The organism is Streptomyces sp. NPDC059861, assembly GCF_042731435.1.
Lineage (GTDB): Bacteria > Actinomycetota > Actinomycetes > Streptomycetales > Streptomycetaceae > Streptomyces.
Map to the genome: position 1 here is coordinate 198,616 of NZ_JBHWJQ010000009.1, position 15,481 is coordinate 214,096.

Annotated in this window: 17 protein-coding genes; 5 read left to right on the plus strand and 12 right to left on the minus strand. The window is 72.7% G+C overall.

Annotated elements, in window-relative coordinates:
• Position 1: 1 nt before the first annotated feature.
• From ACFV6X_RS11240 to ACFV6X_RS11255, 4 genes are all read right to left on the minus strand, one after another.
• Entirely contained in the window at positions 2-1,282 is a 1,281-nt protein-coding gene (locus ACFV6X_RS11240) for an RNA polymerase sigma factor (RefSeq protein WP_385380878.1), read from the minus strand.
• A gap of 54 nt (positions 1,283-1,336) precedes the next feature.
• On the minus strand, positions 1,337-1,693 hold the full coding sequence (locus tag ACFV6X_RS11245) for a YciI family protein (RefSeq protein ID WP_385380881.1): 357 nt from the start codon (positions 1,691-1,693) through the stop codon (positions 1,337-1,339).
• Positions 1,694-1,827: 134 nt separating this feature from the next.
• Complete coding sequence (locus ACFV6X_RS11250; protein WP_385380958.1) at positions 1,828-2,886, minus strand: LCP family protein; 1,059 nt, start codon at positions 2,884-2,886, stop codon at positions 1,828-1,830.
• Positions 2,887-2,943: 57 nt separating this feature from the next.
• Positions 2,944-4,023 carry a LacI family DNA-binding transcriptional regulator gene (locus tag ACFV6X_RS11255; RefSeq protein WP_385380884.1) on the minus strand — a complete coding sequence of 360 codons (1,080 nt, stop codon included), beginning with the start codon at positions 4,021-4,023 and terminating at the stop codon, positions 2,944-2,946.
• Positions 4,024-4,168: 145 nt separating this feature from the next.
• Between ACFV6X_RS11255 and ACFV6X_RS11260 the strand changes: the two genes are divergently transcribed.
• From ACFV6X_RS11260 to ACFV6X_RS11275, 4 genes are read left to right on the plus strand one after another with little or no spacing between them, the layout of a single operon-like run.
• On the plus strand, positions 4,169-5,518 hold the full coding sequence (locus ACFV6X_RS11260; RefSeq protein ID WP_385380887.1) for an ABC transporter substrate-binding protein: 1,350 nt from the start codon (positions 4,169-4,171) through the stop codon (positions 5,516-5,518).
• Positions 5,515-6,384 carry a carbohydrate ABC transporter permease gene (locus ACFV6X_RS11265; protein WP_385380890.1) on the plus strand — a complete coding sequence of 290 codons (870 nt, stop codon included), beginning with the start codon at positions 5,515-5,517 and terminating at the stop codon, positions 6,382-6,384. The genes ACFV6X_RS11260 and ACFV6X_RS11265 overlap by 4 nt, the downstream gene beginning before the upstream one ends.
• Before the next feature lie 4 nt (positions 6,385-6,388).
• Positions 6,389-7,291 (plus strand): carbohydrate ABC transporter permease, encoded by a 903-nt coding sequence (locus ACFV6X_RS11270; protein WP_385380893.1) that lies wholly within the window; start codon positions 6,389-6,391, stop codon positions 7,289-7,291.
• Positions 7,292-7,324: 33 nt separating this feature from the next.
• Entirely contained in the window at positions 7,325-9,634 is a 2,310-nt protein-coding gene (locus ACFV6X_RS11275; protein ID WP_385380896.1) for a glycoside hydrolase family 3 N-terminal domain-containing protein, read from the plus strand.
• A gap of 28 nt (positions 9,635-9,662) precedes the next feature.
• Here ACFV6X_RS11275 and ACFV6X_RS11280 read toward each other — a convergent pair whose 3' ends face one another.
• From ACFV6X_RS11280 to tsaB, 4 genes are read right to left on the minus strand one after another with little or no spacing between them, the layout of a single operon-like run.
• Positions 9,663-9,932, minus strand: coding sequence for a hypothetical protein (locus ACFV6X_RS11280; RefSeq protein ID WP_385380898.1), 270 nt, complete (start codon positions 9,930-9,932; stop codon positions 9,663-9,665).
• Entirely contained in the window at positions 9,929-11,014 is a 1,086-nt protein-coding gene (gene tsaD, locus ACFV6X_RS11285) for a tRNA (adenosine(37)-N6)-threonylcarbamoyltransferase complex transferase subunit TsaD (RefSeq protein ID WP_385380901.1), read from the minus strand. Before tsaD ends, ACFV6X_RS11280 begins: the two co-directional genes overlap by 4 nt.
• On the minus strand, positions 11,007-11,516 hold the full coding sequence (gene rimI, locus ACFV6X_RS11290; RefSeq protein ID WP_385380961.1) for a ribosomal protein S18-alanine N-acetyltransferase: 510 nt from the start codon (positions 11,514-11,516) through the stop codon (positions 11,007-11,009). The genes tsaD and rimI overlap by 8 nt, the downstream gene beginning before the upstream one ends.
• A gap of 5 nt (positions 11,517-11,521) precedes the next feature.
• Entirely contained in the window at positions 11,522-12,175 is a 654-nt protein-coding gene (gene tsaB, locus ACFV6X_RS11295; protein WP_385380904.1) for a tRNA (adenosine(37)-N6)-threonylcarbamoyltransferase complex dimerization subunit type 1 TsaB, read from the minus strand.
• Positions 12,176-12,350: 175 nt separating this feature from the next.
• Here tsaB and ACFV6X_RS11300 point away from each other — a divergent pair, with 175 nt between their 5' ends.
• Complete coding sequence (locus ACFV6X_RS11300; protein WP_385380906.1) at positions 12,351-12,911, plus strand: hypothetical protein; 561 nt, start codon at positions 12,351-12,353, stop codon at positions 12,909-12,911.
• Between the two features lie 86 nt (positions 12,912-12,997).
• Here the strand turns inward: ACFV6X_RS11300 and ACFV6X_RS11305 are convergent, their stop codons facing one another.
• From ACFV6X_RS11305 to ACFV6X_RS11320, 4 genes are all read right to left on the minus strand, one after another.
• Positions 12,998-13,165 (minus strand): hypothetical protein, encoded by a 168-nt coding sequence (locus ACFV6X_RS11305; RefSeq protein WP_385380909.1) that lies wholly within the window; start codon positions 13,163-13,165, stop codon positions 12,998-13,000.
• A 136-nt stretch (positions 13,166-13,301) separates the two neighbouring features.
• Complete coding sequence (gene tsaE, locus ACFV6X_RS11310; protein WP_385380912.1) at positions 13,302-13,814, minus strand: tRNA (adenosine(37)-N6)-threonylcarbamoyltransferase complex ATPase subunit type 1 TsaE; 513 nt, start codon at positions 13,812-13,814, stop codon at positions 13,302-13,304.
• Positions 13,780-15,027: an alpha/beta fold hydrolase gene (locus tag ACFV6X_RS11315; RefSeq protein WP_385380915.1), complete on the minus strand. Its 1,248-nt coding sequence runs from the start codon at positions 15,025-15,027 to the stop codon at positions 13,780-13,782. The genes tsaE and ACFV6X_RS11315 overlap by 35 nt, the downstream gene beginning before the upstream one ends.
• 136 nt (positions 15,028-15,163) lie before the next feature.
• A partial coding sequence (locus ACFV6X_RS11320) for an alanine racemase C-terminal domain-containing protein (RefSeq protein WP_385380918.1) occupies positions 15,164-15,481 on the minus strand: 318 nt, incomplete at its 5' end.

A 15,481-nucleotide genomic window follows, 5' to 3' on the forward strand; every position in this document is an offset into this window, starting at 1 on the left:
GTCAGCCGCAGTCGGCCGCCCGGCGCAGCAGCAGCTCACGCTCCCGCCCGTTGCGGGCCAGTGCCGCCGCGCGCTCGAACTCCGCGCGGGCCTCCTTCGCGCGGCCCAGCCGGTTCAGCAGGTCTCCGCGGACGCTCGGCAGGAGGTGGTAGTCGCGCAGGGCGGGTACGGCGGACAGGGCGTCGACCATCTCCAGGGCGCGGGAGGGGCCTTCGGCCATGGAGACGGCCACCGCTCGGTTGAGTTCGACGACCGGCGACGGGGCGCGGGCGGCGAGCAGGCCGTACAGCGTCGCGATGCGCGGCCAGTCGGTCTCCTCGTACGTGTACGCGTGGGCGTGACACGCGGCGATGGCGGCCTGGAGGGCATACGGGCCCGGGGCGCCGGTGGCGGTGGCGCCGGCGCGGGTCAGGGCCGTGATGCCGCGGGCGACGAGGAGGCGGTTCCAGCGGCGCCGGTTCTGGTCCCTGAGGAGCACGGGTTCGCCGTGCGGGCCGGTGCGGGCGGCGGTGCGGGACGCCTGGAACTCCAGGAGCGCGGTCAGGCCGTGGACCTCGGGCTCCTTCGGCATCAGACCGGACAGCACGCGCGCCAGGCGCAGGGCGTCCTCGCACAGGCCGGGCCGCAGGAGATCGTCGCCGGCCGTGGCGGCGTAACCCTCGTTGAAGATCAGGTAGATGACGTCCAGGACGGAGGACAGGCGCGCCTCGCGGTCGGGGCCGTAGGGCACCTCGAAGGCGATGTTCCTCTTCGCGAGCGTGCGCTTGGCGCGGACGACGCGCTGGGCGACCGTCGCCTCCGGGACCAGGAAGGCGCGGGCGATCTCGGGTGTCGTCAGGCCGCCGAGCAGGCGCAGGGTGAGGGCGATGCGGGCCTCGGAGGACAGCACCGGGTGGCAGGCCGTGAAGACCAGCCTCAGCAGGTCGTCGTCGATGTCGTCCGGGTCGGCGGGCTCCTCGGGCGGGGTCGCGCCCGGCAGGTCCCGGCCGATCTCCTGGAGCTTGCGGGCGTAGTTCTCCCGGCGCCGGACCAGGTCGACGGCGCGATGCCGGGCGGTGGTCATGAGCCAGGCGCCGGGGTTGTCGGGCACGCCGTCCCGCGGCCACTGCTCCAGCGCCGCGACCAGGGCGTCCTGTGCGAGTTCCTCGGCGATGCCGACGTCCCGGACGATCCGGGCGACGGCGGCGATGACCCGGGGCGACTCGATACGGAAGACGGTCCCGACGGTGTCCCGGGCGGCGTCCGCGGTGCCGCCCGGGGCGGCGGTGGGCTGTGGTTCCACAGCCCACCATCGAACACCCCGCGCGGCCCCGGGCCAAGCGGGACCGGGGTGGACTCAGCCCTCGACGACCTCGCGCACCTCGCAGGTCACCGTCCAGTGCGCCTCGTGCACCTTCAGGAACCGCTTGGTCCACTCGATCGCCTCGGCCATGTCCTTGGCCTGCACCAGGGCGTAGCCGCCGACGACCTCCTTGGTCTCGGTGAACGGCCCGTCGGTGACGGAGATCTGCCCGTCCTCGTAACGCACCCGGGTGCCCTGCGCGGACGGCGTCAGCCCGGCGGTGTCGAGCAGCACACCGGCCTTGGTCATCTCCTCGATCAGCTCCCCCATCCGCTGCATCAGCTCGGGGCTCGGGCCCTCGGCGGGCGCGTTCTTCTCGTCGATCTGCACGAGCGACAGGTAACGGGGCATGGTGGCTCCCTCGGTAGTCGTGGTTGCTCCTCACGCATGCGTCGAACGGCGTCCGCGCGGATCGACACCCTCGCCGATTTTCCTCGGAACTTTCTTCGCGATCCTTTCCGCCCGCCCCCGGGCCCGCCCACGCCCTACCGCAGCGACTCCCACAGCTCCCCCGCCTCCGGCTCGTCGGCCACCACCCGGTTCGGGTCCGAGGCCGCCGGGAGGACCGGCATCATCACCGTCTCCATGGCGTCCGCCGGCAGGCCCCGCAGGCTCTCCCCGAACCCCACCAGCTCGGGCAGCGAGTCGAGACCGGTGTCGGTCGTCAGGCTCTCGGTCACCGCGTCGGCGACCTCGTACAGACGGGTCGGGTCCGAGAGCAGGCTGGTCGACGCGATCTGCTCCAGCAGCGCCTTCACGAGCAGGTGCTGAAGGCCTATGCGCCCCAGGTCGCTGCCGTCCCCGATGCCGTGCCGGGTGCGGGCCAGGGCGAGGGCCTGCTCGCCGTCGAGGTGATGGGTGCCGGCCGTCAGGCTCAGATGGCTGTCCTCGTCGTCGATGTCCTGCTCGGTGGTGACGGTGACCCCGCCGAGGGCGTCCACCAGCTTGGCGAAACCGGCGAAGTCGATCTCGATGTAGTGGTCCATACGGACATCGGTCATCGACTCGACGGTCTTCACCGCGCACACCGGGCCGCCCAGCTCGTACGCGCTGTTGAACATGACGCCATGGGCCTCGGCCGACTCACCGCCCGACTCCAGCGGGCAGGACGGGCGGGTGACCAGGGTGTCGCGCGGGATGCTCGCCACGGTGGCCTCGGTGCGCCCGGGGCCGAGGTGCACGACCATCGCCGTGTCGGACCGGGCGCCCTCGCTGTCGCCGCCCCCGAGGGCCTGGTTCTCGGCGCCGCCGCGCGAGTCCGAGCCCAGCACCAGGATGTTCAGGGCCTCCTGGGGCGGCGTCGAGGCGGACGCGGGGAGGGAGGGCGTCGGCTTCGCCGGGCGGTCGTCGCCCAGGGCGCTGTTGATGTCGACGCTCGTGATGTTGTCGTTCAGCCGCCAGTAGACCCAGCCCGCCCCGGCGCCCCCGAGCACCAGCGCGGCGGCGAGCACCAGCCCCACGGCCTTCAGCGCCCTCGGCCGTCGGCCTCTTGGACCCTCGTCCCCGTCCCCGCCATGTTCCGTTATGTGTCCCGTCACGGACAGGAACGTACGTCCGAATTATTACCAGCGGGGACGCGAACCCCGTTTTCTTGGGAAAATCTAAGACTTCTCCAGCGCTCGCTGATCCGAAAGTTTCGACGGTGCGGCCGTACTGCTGCGCACCACCAGGCTCGTGGCCAGCTCCACCCGCGTCGTGGCGGCGGCCGCGTCCCCGCGCCCCAGGTCGAGCACCAGCCGGGCCGCCGCCTCCGCCATCTCCGTCAGCGGCTGCCGTACGGTCGTCAGCGGCGGCCCGACCCAGCGCGCCACCGGAAGGTCGTCGAACCCCACCACACTCACGTCCTCCGGCACCCGCAGCCCCAGCTCACGCGCCGCCTCGTACAGCCCGAGCGCCTGGAGGTCGTTGCCCGCGAACACGGCGGTCGGCCGGTCGGGGCGGCGCAGCAGCTGAACGCCGAGCCGGTAGCCGGCGTCGTGGTGGAAGTCGCCGGCCACGACCAGCGAGGGGTCGACGGGCAGTCCGGCGGTCTCCAGCGCGGCCCGGTAGCCGTCCACGCGGGCCCGGCTGCACAGCATCCGCGACGGCCCGGTGATCGCGCCGATCCGGGTGTGCCCCAGCTCGACCAGGTGCCGGGTCGCGGCGAGGCCGCCCTGCCAGTTGGTGGCGCCGATCGAGGGCACGTCGGTGCCCGGGTCGCCCGCCGGGTCCATCACCACGAACGGGATGGAACGGCTGGTCAGCAGCGCCCGCTGGGACTCGTCGAGCTCGCTCAGCACCAGGATCACGCCGTGCGGGCGGCGGGCGGCGACCTGGTCGGCCCAGGTCCGCCCGGGCGTCAGCCGGCCCGCGCTCTCGGAGAGCACGACGCTCAGACCGGCCTCCCGGGCCACGTTCTCCACCCCCCGGATGACCTCCAGGGCCCAGGCGCTGTCCAGCTCGTGGAAGACCAGGTCGATCAGCGGTGAGCGGGTCGCCTCGGCCCGGCGCCGCCGGTAGCCGTGGGCGCGCAGCAGGCCCTCGACGCGGTGGCGGGTGGCGGGGGCGACGTCGGCCCGGCCGTTGAGCACCTTCGAAACAGTCGGCGCGGAGACTCCGGCCTCGCGGGCGATCTCGGCGAGGGTCGCGGTCTGCGCGGACCGCCGTGCCGTCCGGGTCTGAGGGCTTTCCGGGGGAGTCATGGCGGCGATCGTATCCCTGCGCGACCTCTTGACGGACCCCATGCGGCGCCATACGTTCCCGGAACATTCGAGCTTCTGGCCGAAACATTCGGTCATCGAGCAACGTTCCGCGCACGAAGAGAGTCGCGAGAGGATGCGTGCTGTCATGGGGTCTGGGTCCCTGGGGTCCACCACGTCGCCCGACGGCGGGCGTAGGTTCAGCAGGCGCTGGATGCTCGGCGCCGGTGCCGCCACCGTGCTCACCACGGGCCTCACGGCCTGCGGTTCCGGCGGTGACTCCGGCGGCGCGGGCGGCGCGCTCACCGCCCTGGTGTACGGCGACGACGCGGCGAAGGTGCAGCAGGCGGCCGTCGAGCGGTTCAACGCCTCCAAGGCGGCGAAGAACACGGGCGGCACCGTCGGGCTGGAGAAGGTACCGGGCTCCGAGTACCCGGCCAAGCTGCGCACGGCGATGGGCTCGCCCAACGCCCCGGACGTCTTCTTCAACTGGGGCGGCGGCTCCATCAAGGCCTACCAGGAGGCCGGCCAACTGGTCGACCTGACCGACGTCATCGAGGGCGACCCGGTCCTCAAGGACGGCTTCCTGCCTTCGGTGCTGGACGCGGGCGCCCTGGGCGGACGCCGGTACGGCATACCGATGCGCGGCATGCAACCGGTGATCCTCTTCTACAACAAGGCGGTCTTCGCCGAGCACAAGCTGCAGCCGCCGACCACCTGGGACCAGCTCCTCGACACCAACGCCAAACTGAAGAAGGCCGGCATCACCCCCTTCGCGCTGGGCGGCGCCGACATCTGGCCCGAGCTGATGTGGCTGGAGTACCTGGTCGACCGCATCGGCGGCCCCGAGGTGTTCGCCCGGATCCAGAACGGCGACTCCGCCGGCTGGGGCGACCCGTCCGTCCTCAAAGCGGCCGAGACGGTCCGCGATCTCGTGGACGCCGGCGCCTTCGGCAAGGGCTTCAACTCCGTGTCGTACGTCAACGGCGGCGCCCCGGCGGTCTTCGCGCAGGGCAAGGCGGCCATGCACCTGATGGGGTCCTGGGAGTACTCCACGCAGCTCGGCAAGTTCCCGGACTTCGCCAAGAAGCACCTCGGCTGGGCGGCGTTCCCCGAGTTCGACGGCGGCACCGGGGACGTGCGCAACGTCGTCGGGAACCCCACCAACTACTGGTCGGTCAACGCCCGCACCCGCAACAAGGACGCCGCGATCGCCTTCCTCAAGGACTGCGCGTCGCAGGCGTACGCCAAGGACCTGGTCGCCAACGGGGACATCCCGACCACTTCCAACGCGGCCGAGCTGCTGAAATCGGCGCCCAACCCCGAGTTCGCGGCGTTCCAGTACGAGATGGTCGAGCAGGCGCCCGCCTTCACGCTGAGCTGGGACCAGGCGGTGGACCCGAGCGTCCAGACGCCGATGCTCACCGAGATCAACAAGCTGTTCGTCGGCCAGTCGACGCCGAGCCGGTTCGTGTCCGCGCTGAAGGAGCTGAAGTGAGCGCTCCCGGCGCGGCCCCCCGCACCGGCCGACCGCACGCCGTCTGGGCCCTGCCCGGCGTCCTGTTCTTCGCGTTCTTCGCGGTGGCGCCGATGGTGCTGGCCTTCCTGCTGTCCTTCACCGAGTGGAACGGCCTGGGCGACCCGAGGCCGGTGGGACTGGCCAACTGGCGCCGACTCCTGGACGACCCCCGCCTGACCCAGTCCCTGTGGCTGACGGTTCTGCTGACCGTCGTCAGCTGGGCGTTCCAGACCGTCGTGGCACTGCTGCTGGGTGTCTGGGCGGCGGGCCGGCAGCGCAACCGGGCGATCCTGTCGGCGGTCTTCTTCGTGCCGTTCCTGCTCTCCTCGACGGCGATCGCCCTGCTCTTCTACGCGCTGCTCGACCCGAACTTCGGCATTGTCCGGAAGGACACCCTGGGCTCCTCCAGCGGCGCGTTCCTCGCGATCGTCTTCGTCGGTGGCTGGCAGTTCATCCCGTTCCACACGCTGATCTACCAGGGCGGCGCCCGCCAGATCCCGCCCGTGCTCTACCAGGCGGCGGCGATCGACGGCGCCGGCCGCTACCGTCAGTTCGTCTCCGTCACCCTGCCGCAACTGCGCCACACCGTCACGACGTCCAGCGTCCTGATGGTGGTCGGCTCGCTGACCTACTTCGAGACGGTCCTGATCCTCACCCAGGGCGGCCCCGGCACGGACACCGCGATCCTGCCGTACCTGATGTACGAGGCGGGCTTCAAGAGCTACGACTTCGGCTACGCCAGCGCCATCGCCTCCTTCCTGGTGGCGGCGGCGACCGCGCTGTCGCTCCTGCTGGTCCGGCTGTCCGGCTTCGGCGCCATGCGCAGCGTCCGGGAAGGGATGTGACGCCATGGCGCACGACACGCTGCCGCACCCTGTGAAGACCTCCCGTCGCGACCGGCCGTCCGCCCCGGCGCCGCGCCGCCGCCGCTTCTGGCCAAGGCACGTCAACCCGCTGGCCGGGCTCGGCTCGGTGCTCTGGCTGGCGGTCGTGATCGTCCCGATCTACGCGATGATCTCGGCCTCCCTCACCCACCAGGACGAGGCGCTGGGCCGCAACGCCCTCCAGCCGCCCACCCGTCCCACCCTCGACAACTACAACACCGTTCTGAACAGCGGCTTCGGCCACTTCATGGCCAACACGGCGCTCGTCGCGGCAGCGGTCGTGGCCATCGTCCTGGTCCTGGGTACGCCGCTCGCCTACGTCGCCGTACGCACCCGCACCCGGTGGTCGGGCGCCGCCTTCCGGCTGTTCCTGCTGGGCGTGGCGATCCCGGCGCAGGCGGTCGTGGTCCCGCTCTACCTGATGATCGCCAAGCTGAACCTCTACGACAGCCTGCTCGCCGTCATCCTGCCCACGGCCGCCTTCGCGATGCCGGTGTCTGTCCTCATCCTGACCGGCACCCTGCGCGACATCTCGGAGGAGCTGTACGAGGCAATGGCCCTGGACGGCGCCTCCCCGCTGCGGATGCTGTTCCAGCTGACGATCCCGCTGGCCAAGGGCGGCATCAGCACGGTCGTCATCTACGCCGCGCTCCAGGCCTGGAACGGCTTCCTCTTCCCGCTGATCTTCACCCAGTCCGACGGGCCGCGCGTCCTCACCCTCGGCCTGTTCAACTACGTCAGCCAGTTCGGCGTGAACATCCCCGCCCTGCTCGCCTCCGTCGTCCTCTCCGGCATCCCGATCTTCGCCGTCTACCTGGTGGCGCGGCGGGCCCTGGTGGGCGGCCTGATGGGCGTCGGTGGCAAGTAGCGCCCTCCCTACGCGTTCGACGACAGGAGTTTCATGACCACCGCCCCTTGGCGTGACCCCGGCCTGCCCGCGGACGTCCGTGTCGCGGACCTGCTCTCCCGGATGACCCTCGAAGAGAAGACCGCCCAGCTCTACGGCGTGTGGGTGGGCGCCGGCACGGACGGCGACGGAGTCGCCCCGCACCAGCACGAGATGAGCGACGACTTCGACTTCGACGAGCTGATCCGGCACGGCCTCGGCCAGCTCACCCGCCCCTTCGGCACCGCCCCCGTCGACCCGGAGGCCGGCGCCCGCTCCCTGGCCCGCGCCCAGCGGCGGATCGCCGCGTCCGGCCGCTTCGGCATCCCGGCGCTCGCCCACGAGGAGTGCCTCGCCGGCTTCACGGCATGGCGCGCGACGGCGTACCCGGTCCCGCTGGCCTGGGGCGCCACCTTCGATCCGGAACTGGTGGCGGAGATGGCCCGGCGGATCGGCGCCGACCTGCGCTCGGTCGGCGTCCACCAGGGACTGGCGCCCGTGCTGGACGTGGTCCGCGACCCACGCTGGGGCCGGGTCGAGGAGACGATCGGCGAGGACCCGTACCTGGTCGGCACCATCGGCGCCGCCTATGTGCGCGGCCTCGAGTCGGCCGGGGTCGTGGCGACGCTGAAGCACTTCGCCGGGTACGCCTCCTCCGCCGGGGCCCGCAACCTGGCGCCCGTCCGGGCCGGGACCCGCGAGTTCGCGGACGTCACGCTGCCGCCGTTCGAGCTTGCGCTGCGCGAGGGCGGCGCGCGCTCGGTGATGGCGGCGTACACGGAGACGGACGGGGTGCCGGCCTCGGCGGACATGACCCTGCTGACGGAACTCCTGCGCGAGGAGTGGGGTTTCACCGGCACGGTCGTCTCGGACTACTTCGGCGTCGGCTTCCTCCAGACCCTGCACCGCGTGGCGGGCACTGACGCCGAGGCCGCGCACGCGGCGCTGGCGGCCGGGATCGACGTGGAGCTGCCGACCCTGAAGTGCTACGGGCGGCCTCTGGCGGAGGCGGTCGGGGCGGGCGAGGTGCCGGAGTCACTGGTGGACCGGGCGGCCGGGAGGGTGCTGCTCCAGAAGTGCGAACTGGGGCTGCTGGACGAGGACTGGCGGCCCGAGCCGCCGGAGCGGTCCGTCGACCTGGACTCGGCGGCGAACCGCGCCCTGGCCCGCCGGCTGGCGCAGGAGTCGGTGGTCCTGCTCGACAACCCGGACCGACTGCTGCCCCTTGCGCCCGACACCCGCGTCGCCGTGGTCGGCCCCCGCGCGGCCGACCCGCTCGCGATGCTCGGCTGCTACTCCTTCCCCTCCCACGTCCTGCCCCGCCACCCCGAGGTACCCACCGGCATCGAGATCGCCCCGCTGCTGGAGGCCCTGCGCACGGAACTCCCGGACGCCAAGGTGACGTTCGCGCAGGGCTGCGAGGTCGCGGAACCCGACCCGTCCGGCATCGAGGAGGCGGTGGCGCGGGCGGCGGAGGCGGATGTGTGCGTGGCGGTCCTCGGCGACCGGGCGGGCCTGTTCGGCCGCGGCACGTCGGGCGAGGGCTGCGACGCGAGCGACCTCCAGCTCCCCGGCGTCCAGGCGGACCTGCTGGACGCGTTGGTGGAGACGGGCGTCCCGGTGGTCCTCGTCCTGCTGACCGGCCGCCCGTACGCGCTGGGCCGCTGGCAGGGCCGCCTCGGAGCGGTGGTCCAGGCCTTCTTCCCCGGCGAGGAGGGCGGCCCGGCGGTGGCGGGCGTCCTCTCCGGCCGCGTCAACCCCTCGGGCCGCCTCCCGGTGAGCGTGCCGCGCGACCCGGGCGGCCAGCCGTGGACGTACCTCCAGCCGCCCCTGGGCCTGGCGGGCGAGGTCAGCAACCTGGACCCGACGCCGCTGTACCCCTTCGGCCACGGCCGTTCGTACACGGCGTTCACCTGGGAGGACGTCGCCGGCGGCGACCCGCGGGTCCCGACGGACGGCTCCTACGAGCTGTCCGTCACCGTCCGCAACACCGGCGACCGCGAGGGCGCGGAGGTCGTCCAGCTCTACCTGCACGACCCGGTGGCCTCGGTGACCCGCCCCGACGTCCGCCTGATCGGCTACCGCCGGGTGACCCTGCCCCCGGGCGGGGCGGCCCGCGTCACCTTCCACTTCCACGCGGACCTGGCGTCCTTCACGGCCCGCTCGGGCCACCGCGTCGTGGAACCGGGCGCGCTGGAACTCCGTCTCGCGGCATCGAGCACGGACGTCCGCCACACCCGACGCCTGACCCTGCACGGCCCGCAGCGGCTACTGGGACCGGCCCGACACCTGGTGTGCGAGACGGATGCCCGCCCCCTCGGCTGACCGGCCGGGACGACCGCTGTGCCCGCCCTCACTGCTCGTCCACCGACTCGTCCACCGACTCGAACCGCCACCGATGCACCGCCCGCGTGACCAACCCGCCGTCCGGCTCCGGCAGTTCCGGCAGACCGGCGTCGGGGGCCGCGTCCCACCACGTGATGACGAGGACCCGGTCCTGCGGTGCGCGGAAGGTCTCCCGGCGCAGCGGGCCGGGGTCGAGGCGCTGTGCGCGTGCCCACGCCAGCAGTTCCTCCCCCCGGCCGGGCACCGCCCGCGCCTCCCACATCAACGCGACCGTCACGAGTACAGGTTCTCCTTGCTGACCTCGTGCACATGGTCGTGCCCGGGCACGTGCGGATCCGTCACCGGCAGCGACGAGTCCGCCGACAGGTCCCAGCTCGACGCCGGCCGGTTGCGCGCCACCATCTCCGCGCCCAGCGCCGCGACCATCGCCCCGTTGTCGGTGCACAGCTTGGGCCGGGGCACCCGCAGCCGGACTCCGGCCGCCTCGCACCGCTCCGCGGCGAGGGCCCGCAGCCGGGAGTTGGCGGCGACGCCACCGCCGATCATCAGGTGGTCGACGCCCTCGTCACGGCAGGCCCGCACGGCCTTCCGGGTCAGCACGTCCACGACCGCCTCCTGGAAGGACGCCGCCACGTCGCGCACCGGCACCTCCTCCCCGGCCGCCCGCCTGGCCTCGATCCAGCGGGCCACGGCCGTCTTCAGACCGGAGAAGGAGAAGTCGTACGCCGCGTCGCGCGGGCCGGTCAGACCGCGGGGGAAGGCGATCGCGTCCGGGTCGCCCTCGCGCGCGTAGCGGTCGATGACCGGACCGCCGGGGAAGCCCAGGTTCAGCACCCGGGCGATCTTGTCGAAGGCCTCGCCCGCCGCGTCGTCGATGGTGGCGCCCATCGGCCGTACGTCTGAGGTGATGTCGGAGGACAGCAGCAGCGACGAGTGGCCGCCGGACACCAGCAGCGCCATCGTCGGCTCGGGCAGCGCCCCGTGCTCCAACTGGTCGACGCAGATGTGCGAGGCGAGGTGGTTGACGCCGTACAGCGGCTTGCCGAGCGCGTACGCGTAGGCCTTCGCCGCCGACACGCCGACCAGCAGCGCGCCCGCCAGTCCCGGACCGGCCGTCACCGCGATGCCGTCGAGGTCCTTCGCGCTGACTCCCGCCTCCTTCAGCGCCCGGTCGACGGTGGGGATCATCGCCTCCAGGTGGGCACGGGACGCGACCTCGGGCACGACACCGCCGAAGCGGGCGTGCTCGTCGACGCTGGAGGCGACGGCGTCCGCCAGCAGGGTGGTGCCGCGGACGACGCCGACGCCGGTCTCGTCGCAGGAGGTCTCGATCCCCAGGACCAGGGGTTCGTCAGCCATGTCGGATCTCGGTTCCTTGTACGGAGGTTGCAGGGTCGGTCAGGCGCATCACCAGGGCGTCGACGTTGCCGGGCTGGTAGTAGCCGCGCCGGAAGCCGATCGCCTCGAAGCCGAAGCGCTCGTAGAGCTTCTGGGCGCGGACGTTGTCGACCCGGCATTCGAGCATCACCTCGGCGCACTCGAACGCGGTCGCCGCCCGCAGCAGTTTGGCCAGCAGCCGCCCGCCGAGGCCGGTGCCCCAGTACTCGCGGGCCACGGCGATCGTCTGGACGTCGGCGATGTCACCGGCGGCGGCGAGCCCGGCGTACCCGGCGATGCGGTCGCCGTCCTGGGCGACGAAGTACCGCCGGGTCGCCCCGGGGCCCCGGGCGTGGGCGAGCTCGGACCAGAACATGCCCCGCGACCAGGCGTCGTCGGGGAACAGATCCCGCTCCAGCTCCAGCACGGGATCGAGGTCCCACCAGCGCATCTCCCGCAGCACGGGCGTCACGGGCTCGGTCACCTCGGTCACTTGGGGGTGACCACCTTGTAGTTCTTGGGCACCTGCGCGTCCGGGCGGCGCAGGTAGAGCGGCCGGGCGGGCGGCAGTTCCTCGCCCTTGTCCAGCCGCTCGACGGCCAGCCGGGCGAGCGCGGCGGCCGAGACGTGCTCGGGCTCGTACGCGAGCGGGAAGGTGTCCGGGTACAGCAGCGCGCCCGCGCCGACCGCGGGCAGGCCCGCGACCTCGGCGGCGATGTCGGCGGGCCGGTCGACGGCCGGGTCCGTGACGCGGGTACGGGAGTCGTCGTACCGCGCCCAGTAGACCTCCTTGCGGCGGGCGTCGGTCGCCACGACGAAGGGGCCTTCCCTGTCGGCCGCGTAGGCGAGGCCGTCCAGCGTGCACACGCCGTGCACGGGGACCCCGAGCGCGAGCCCGAAGGTGTCGGCGGTCATCAGCCCGACGCGCAGCCCGGTGTACGGCCCCGGGCCGATCCCGACGACGATCCCGGTGACGGCGTCGAGTCTCAGCCCGGCGTCGGTCAGGACGCGGTCGACGGCCGGAAGCAGCAGCTCACCGTGCCGGCGGGCGTCCACCTGGCTCGACGAGGCGATGACGTCCGTGCCGTCGTGCAGGGCGACGGTCACGGCGGGGGTGGCGGTATCCAGAGCGAGCAAGAGCACGCAATCAGCGTACGGCTCCTCGTGGCCGGTGGCGGACGCCATGGCGTCGGCGGCCCGTCCGGGCTCCGACACGGTGCCCGGTCGCGGGCACGGCCGCCCGGATCCACCCGCTTTGTGCTGCTACCGTCACCTACGGTAACCACAAGCCAGGACTTACGACGCGGAGGTGGGCGCCGTGGCCAGCACCAGTGCCGGAATCGTGACCGGGCTGACGGCGGCCGCCCTCACGGCGGTCGGCTTCCTCGCCTATCAGGCGGCGGCGACCGTCCCCGCCGAACTGAGCGCGTCGCCGAACGGCGTCGGCGGCTCACCCGCGGCGGCCGCGTCCAAGGCCCCCCGCGACAAGCGGCACCCCACCGCCCTGCCCGGCGGCTCCGGCGTCGGCGAACGGGTCGTGTACTCGCTCGACGACGATCGGGTGTGGCTGGTCGGCCCGCGCAACCGGGTCCAGCACACGTTCAGGGTCATGCCGAGCGCGGTCGACCCGGCGCCGGGCACCTACGCGGTGACGTCCCGCTCGGGCGAGACCACCGGCTCCGACGGCACCCAGGTCGAGCACGTCGTCCGCTTCACCAGCGTGGACGGCGTGGTCATCGGCTTCAGCGCGGCGGTGGACGGCAGCACCGCGCCACCCGACCCGGCCGTGCGGACCGGGGGCATCCGGGAGACGCAGGAGGACGGGGACGCGATGTGGATGTTCGCGACGATCGGTCAGAAGGTCGTCGTCATCCGTTAGGTGCCGCAGGTGCGCGGCGTCGCGGGTCAGCCGACAGCCGCCGTCATGGTGCAGCCGACAGCCGTCGTGTCATGGGGCAGCCGGCGCTATGCCGCTTCGCGGTGGTCCACGTCCTGCCGGGGCGTCGGCGGCTCAGGGGCGCGCGGCGGCGTGGAGATCGCCTTCGCGGCGGCGCAGGAGGCCAGCAGATCGCGCATGGACACCCCGGCGGACGCGAGGGGGCGCGGCTGCGGTGTGCGGTCCGTGGTCGACATGGACGCCTCCTGAGGGCGGGGGCGGAGCCAGTGGGTGCAACTTAGGCACACCTAACTAGCGACTGGATACCATGTGACCACGTCCGGGACGCCGGACGCAACATCTTGCCGACGTCTTGTCGGAATGTTCATGCCGTCACGCGGACAGCGACTCCAGATCCACCGGCGCCCAGCGCTCACCGAGGCCCGTGAGCGTCACGTGCCGCACCTCGTCCGTCGTGTCGCCGACGGCCCGGTGGATCGTGACCTGCAGCCGGTCCTCGGTCAGCTCCTCGACCTTGCCCTCGCCCCACTCCACGACGACCACGGACTCGGGCAGCGAGACGTCGAGGTCGAGGTCCTCCATCTCGTCCAGCCCGCCACCCAGGCGGTACGCGTCGACGTGGACGAGTGGCGGCCCGTCCACGAGGGACGGATGCACACGGGCGATCACGAACGTCGGTGAGGTGACCGCTCCGCGCACGCCGAGCCCCTCGCCGAGCCCCCGGGTCAGCGTGGTCTTGCCCGCGCCGAGCTCGCCGCTGAGCATGACGAGGTCTCCGGCGCGCAGCAGTTTGGCGAGCCGGCGGCCGAGGTCACGCATCTGCTCGGGCGAGTGGACGATCAGCTCGGTCTCAGCCGGGTTGTGCGGTGCCGCTGGTGCTTCCATAGCCACCCACGGTAGCCCCTGCGGGCACGGCACCCGCGCGTGTGAGCAGGTCGGCGAGCCGGTCGGTGACCACTTCCGGGTGTTCCAGCATCACCAGATGCCCGGCGTCGGGTACGAGGACCAGTTCCGCGTCGGGCAGGAGATCGGCGATGGCCTCGCTGTGCTCGCTCGGCGTGACGAGGTCCTTGAGCCCGGCCAGCACCAGGACCGGCAGATCCGCGAAGTGGGCGAGCGCCTCGGTCTTGTCGTGGTCGGTGAACGCCGGATAGAACTCGGCGACGACGTCGATGGGCGTGCCCTCGATCATCCGCTCCGCGAACCGCGCGACGGCCGGGTCGATGTCCCGGGTGGCGAACGAGTACCGCTTGATGATCCCGGCGAACAGATCGGCGACCGCCCGCCGCCCCCTCTCCACCAGCTCCGCCTGCTGCCCCAGCGCCCGCAGCACGCCGGGCAGCACCCGCCGCACCGCGTTGACTCCGGCGACGGGCAGCCCGAAGTTGACCTCGCCGAGCTTCCCCGAGGACGTACCGACGAGCGCGACCGCGACGACCCGGTCCTGGATCAGCTCGGGACACTGGTCGGCCAGGGCCATCATCGTCATGCCGCCCATGGAGTGCCCGACCAGCACGATCGGCCCCTCGGGCACGGCCGCGTCGATCACGGCCTTCAGATCCCGGCCCAGCTGGTCGATGGTGACCGGCGCGCCGTCCTGGACCTGCGCCGCTCCCCGCCCGGAGCGGCCGTGGCTGCGCTGGTCCCAGTGCACGGTCCGTACGACACCCCGCAGTGCCGCCCGCTGGAAGTGCCAGGAGTCCTGGCTGAGGCAGTAGCCATGGCTGAAGACGACGGTGACGGGCGTGGGTGCCTTGCGCCCGAAGAGCCGGCGCCGCCGTGGCGAGACGCCGGCCTCGGCCTCCACCTCGTCCACCTCGTAGTACAACTCGGTGCCGTCGTCGCCGTAGGCCCGGCCGGGCGTGCCGCGCAGCGCGCCGTACGGCCCCGTCGAGTCGAGGGCGAGCCGGGCCTTCCTTCGCATGCCGCGGCCGACGGTCATCCGCTCTATCGCGACGCCGGCGGCCGCCCCGGCGGCGATCACACCTATGGCGGCGCCGGCGACGCCGGTCACCTTGCGCCAGTTTCCGGCCACCCCCGTGGCGGAAGCGACGGCCGCGGCGGCGTCGGCGACGCCCTCCGCACTGCTCTCGCTCACGTACCGCTCCTCTTCGCCGGATCTGTTGTCGTACGCCGGTCCTGCTGCTTCCGGGCCCCCGTCGGGTCAGCCGGTGCGGGCCCGCCCCGTGGGACAGGTGGCCCCGCCCCGGATACCCGTCTTGTTCCCCGTTCACCTACCCCTGAGGGGCTGTTCCCGGCCGACCTGTTCGCGCCGGCCCCGCCGGCGGCTCCTCATCGACATCGACGTAGACGCGCGGGACGCGCGTTCCGATGCGGGTCACGATCTCGTACGCGATCGTCCCCGCCGCCTGCGCCCAGTCCTCTGCGGTGGGCTCGCCCCGGTCGCCGGGCCCGAACAGCACGGCCTGCGCACCCACCGGCGGCTCGTCTCCCCCTAGGTCGACGACGAACTGGTCCATCGCGATCCGTCCCGCGACGGTCCGCCACTTCCCGCCGATCAGCACCGGCCCGGTCCCCGAGGCGTGCCGCGG

Bases quoted from the DNA above. Each gene is read 5' to 3' on its own strand.
- ACFV6X_RS11255 (WP_385380884.1), bottom strand. From the start codon at position 4,023: ATGACTCCCCCGGAAAGCCCTCAGACCCGGACGGCACGGCGGTCCGCG.
- ACFV6X_RS11275 (WP_385380896.1), top strand. From the start codon at position 7,325: ATGACCACCGCCCCTTGGCGTGACCCCGGCCTGCCCGCGGACGTCCGT.
- ACFV6X_RS11305 (WP_385380909.1), bottom strand. From the start codon at position 13,165: ATGTCGACCACGGACCGCACACCGCAGCCGCGCCCCCTCGCGTCCGCC.
- tsaD (WP_385380901.1), bottom strand. From the start codon at position 11,014: ATGGCTGACGAACCCCTGGTCCTGGGGATCGAGACCTCCTGCGACGAG.
- ACFV6X_RS11270 (WP_385380893.1), top strand. From the start codon at position 6,389: ATGGCGCACGACACGCTGCCGCACCCTGTGAAGACCTCCCGTCGCGAC.
- ACFV6X_RS11245 (WP_385380881.1), bottom strand. From the start codon at position 1,693: ATGCCCCGTTACCTGTCGCTCGTGCAGATCGACGAGAAGAACGCGCCC.
- ACFV6X_RS11260 (WP_385380887.1), top strand. From the start codon at position 4,169: ATGGGGTCTGGGTCCCTGGGGTCCACCACGTCGCCCGACGGCGGGCGT.
- tsaE (WP_385380912.1), bottom strand. From the start codon at position 13,814: ATGGAAGCACCAGCGGCACCGCACAACCCGGCTGAGACCGAGCTGATC.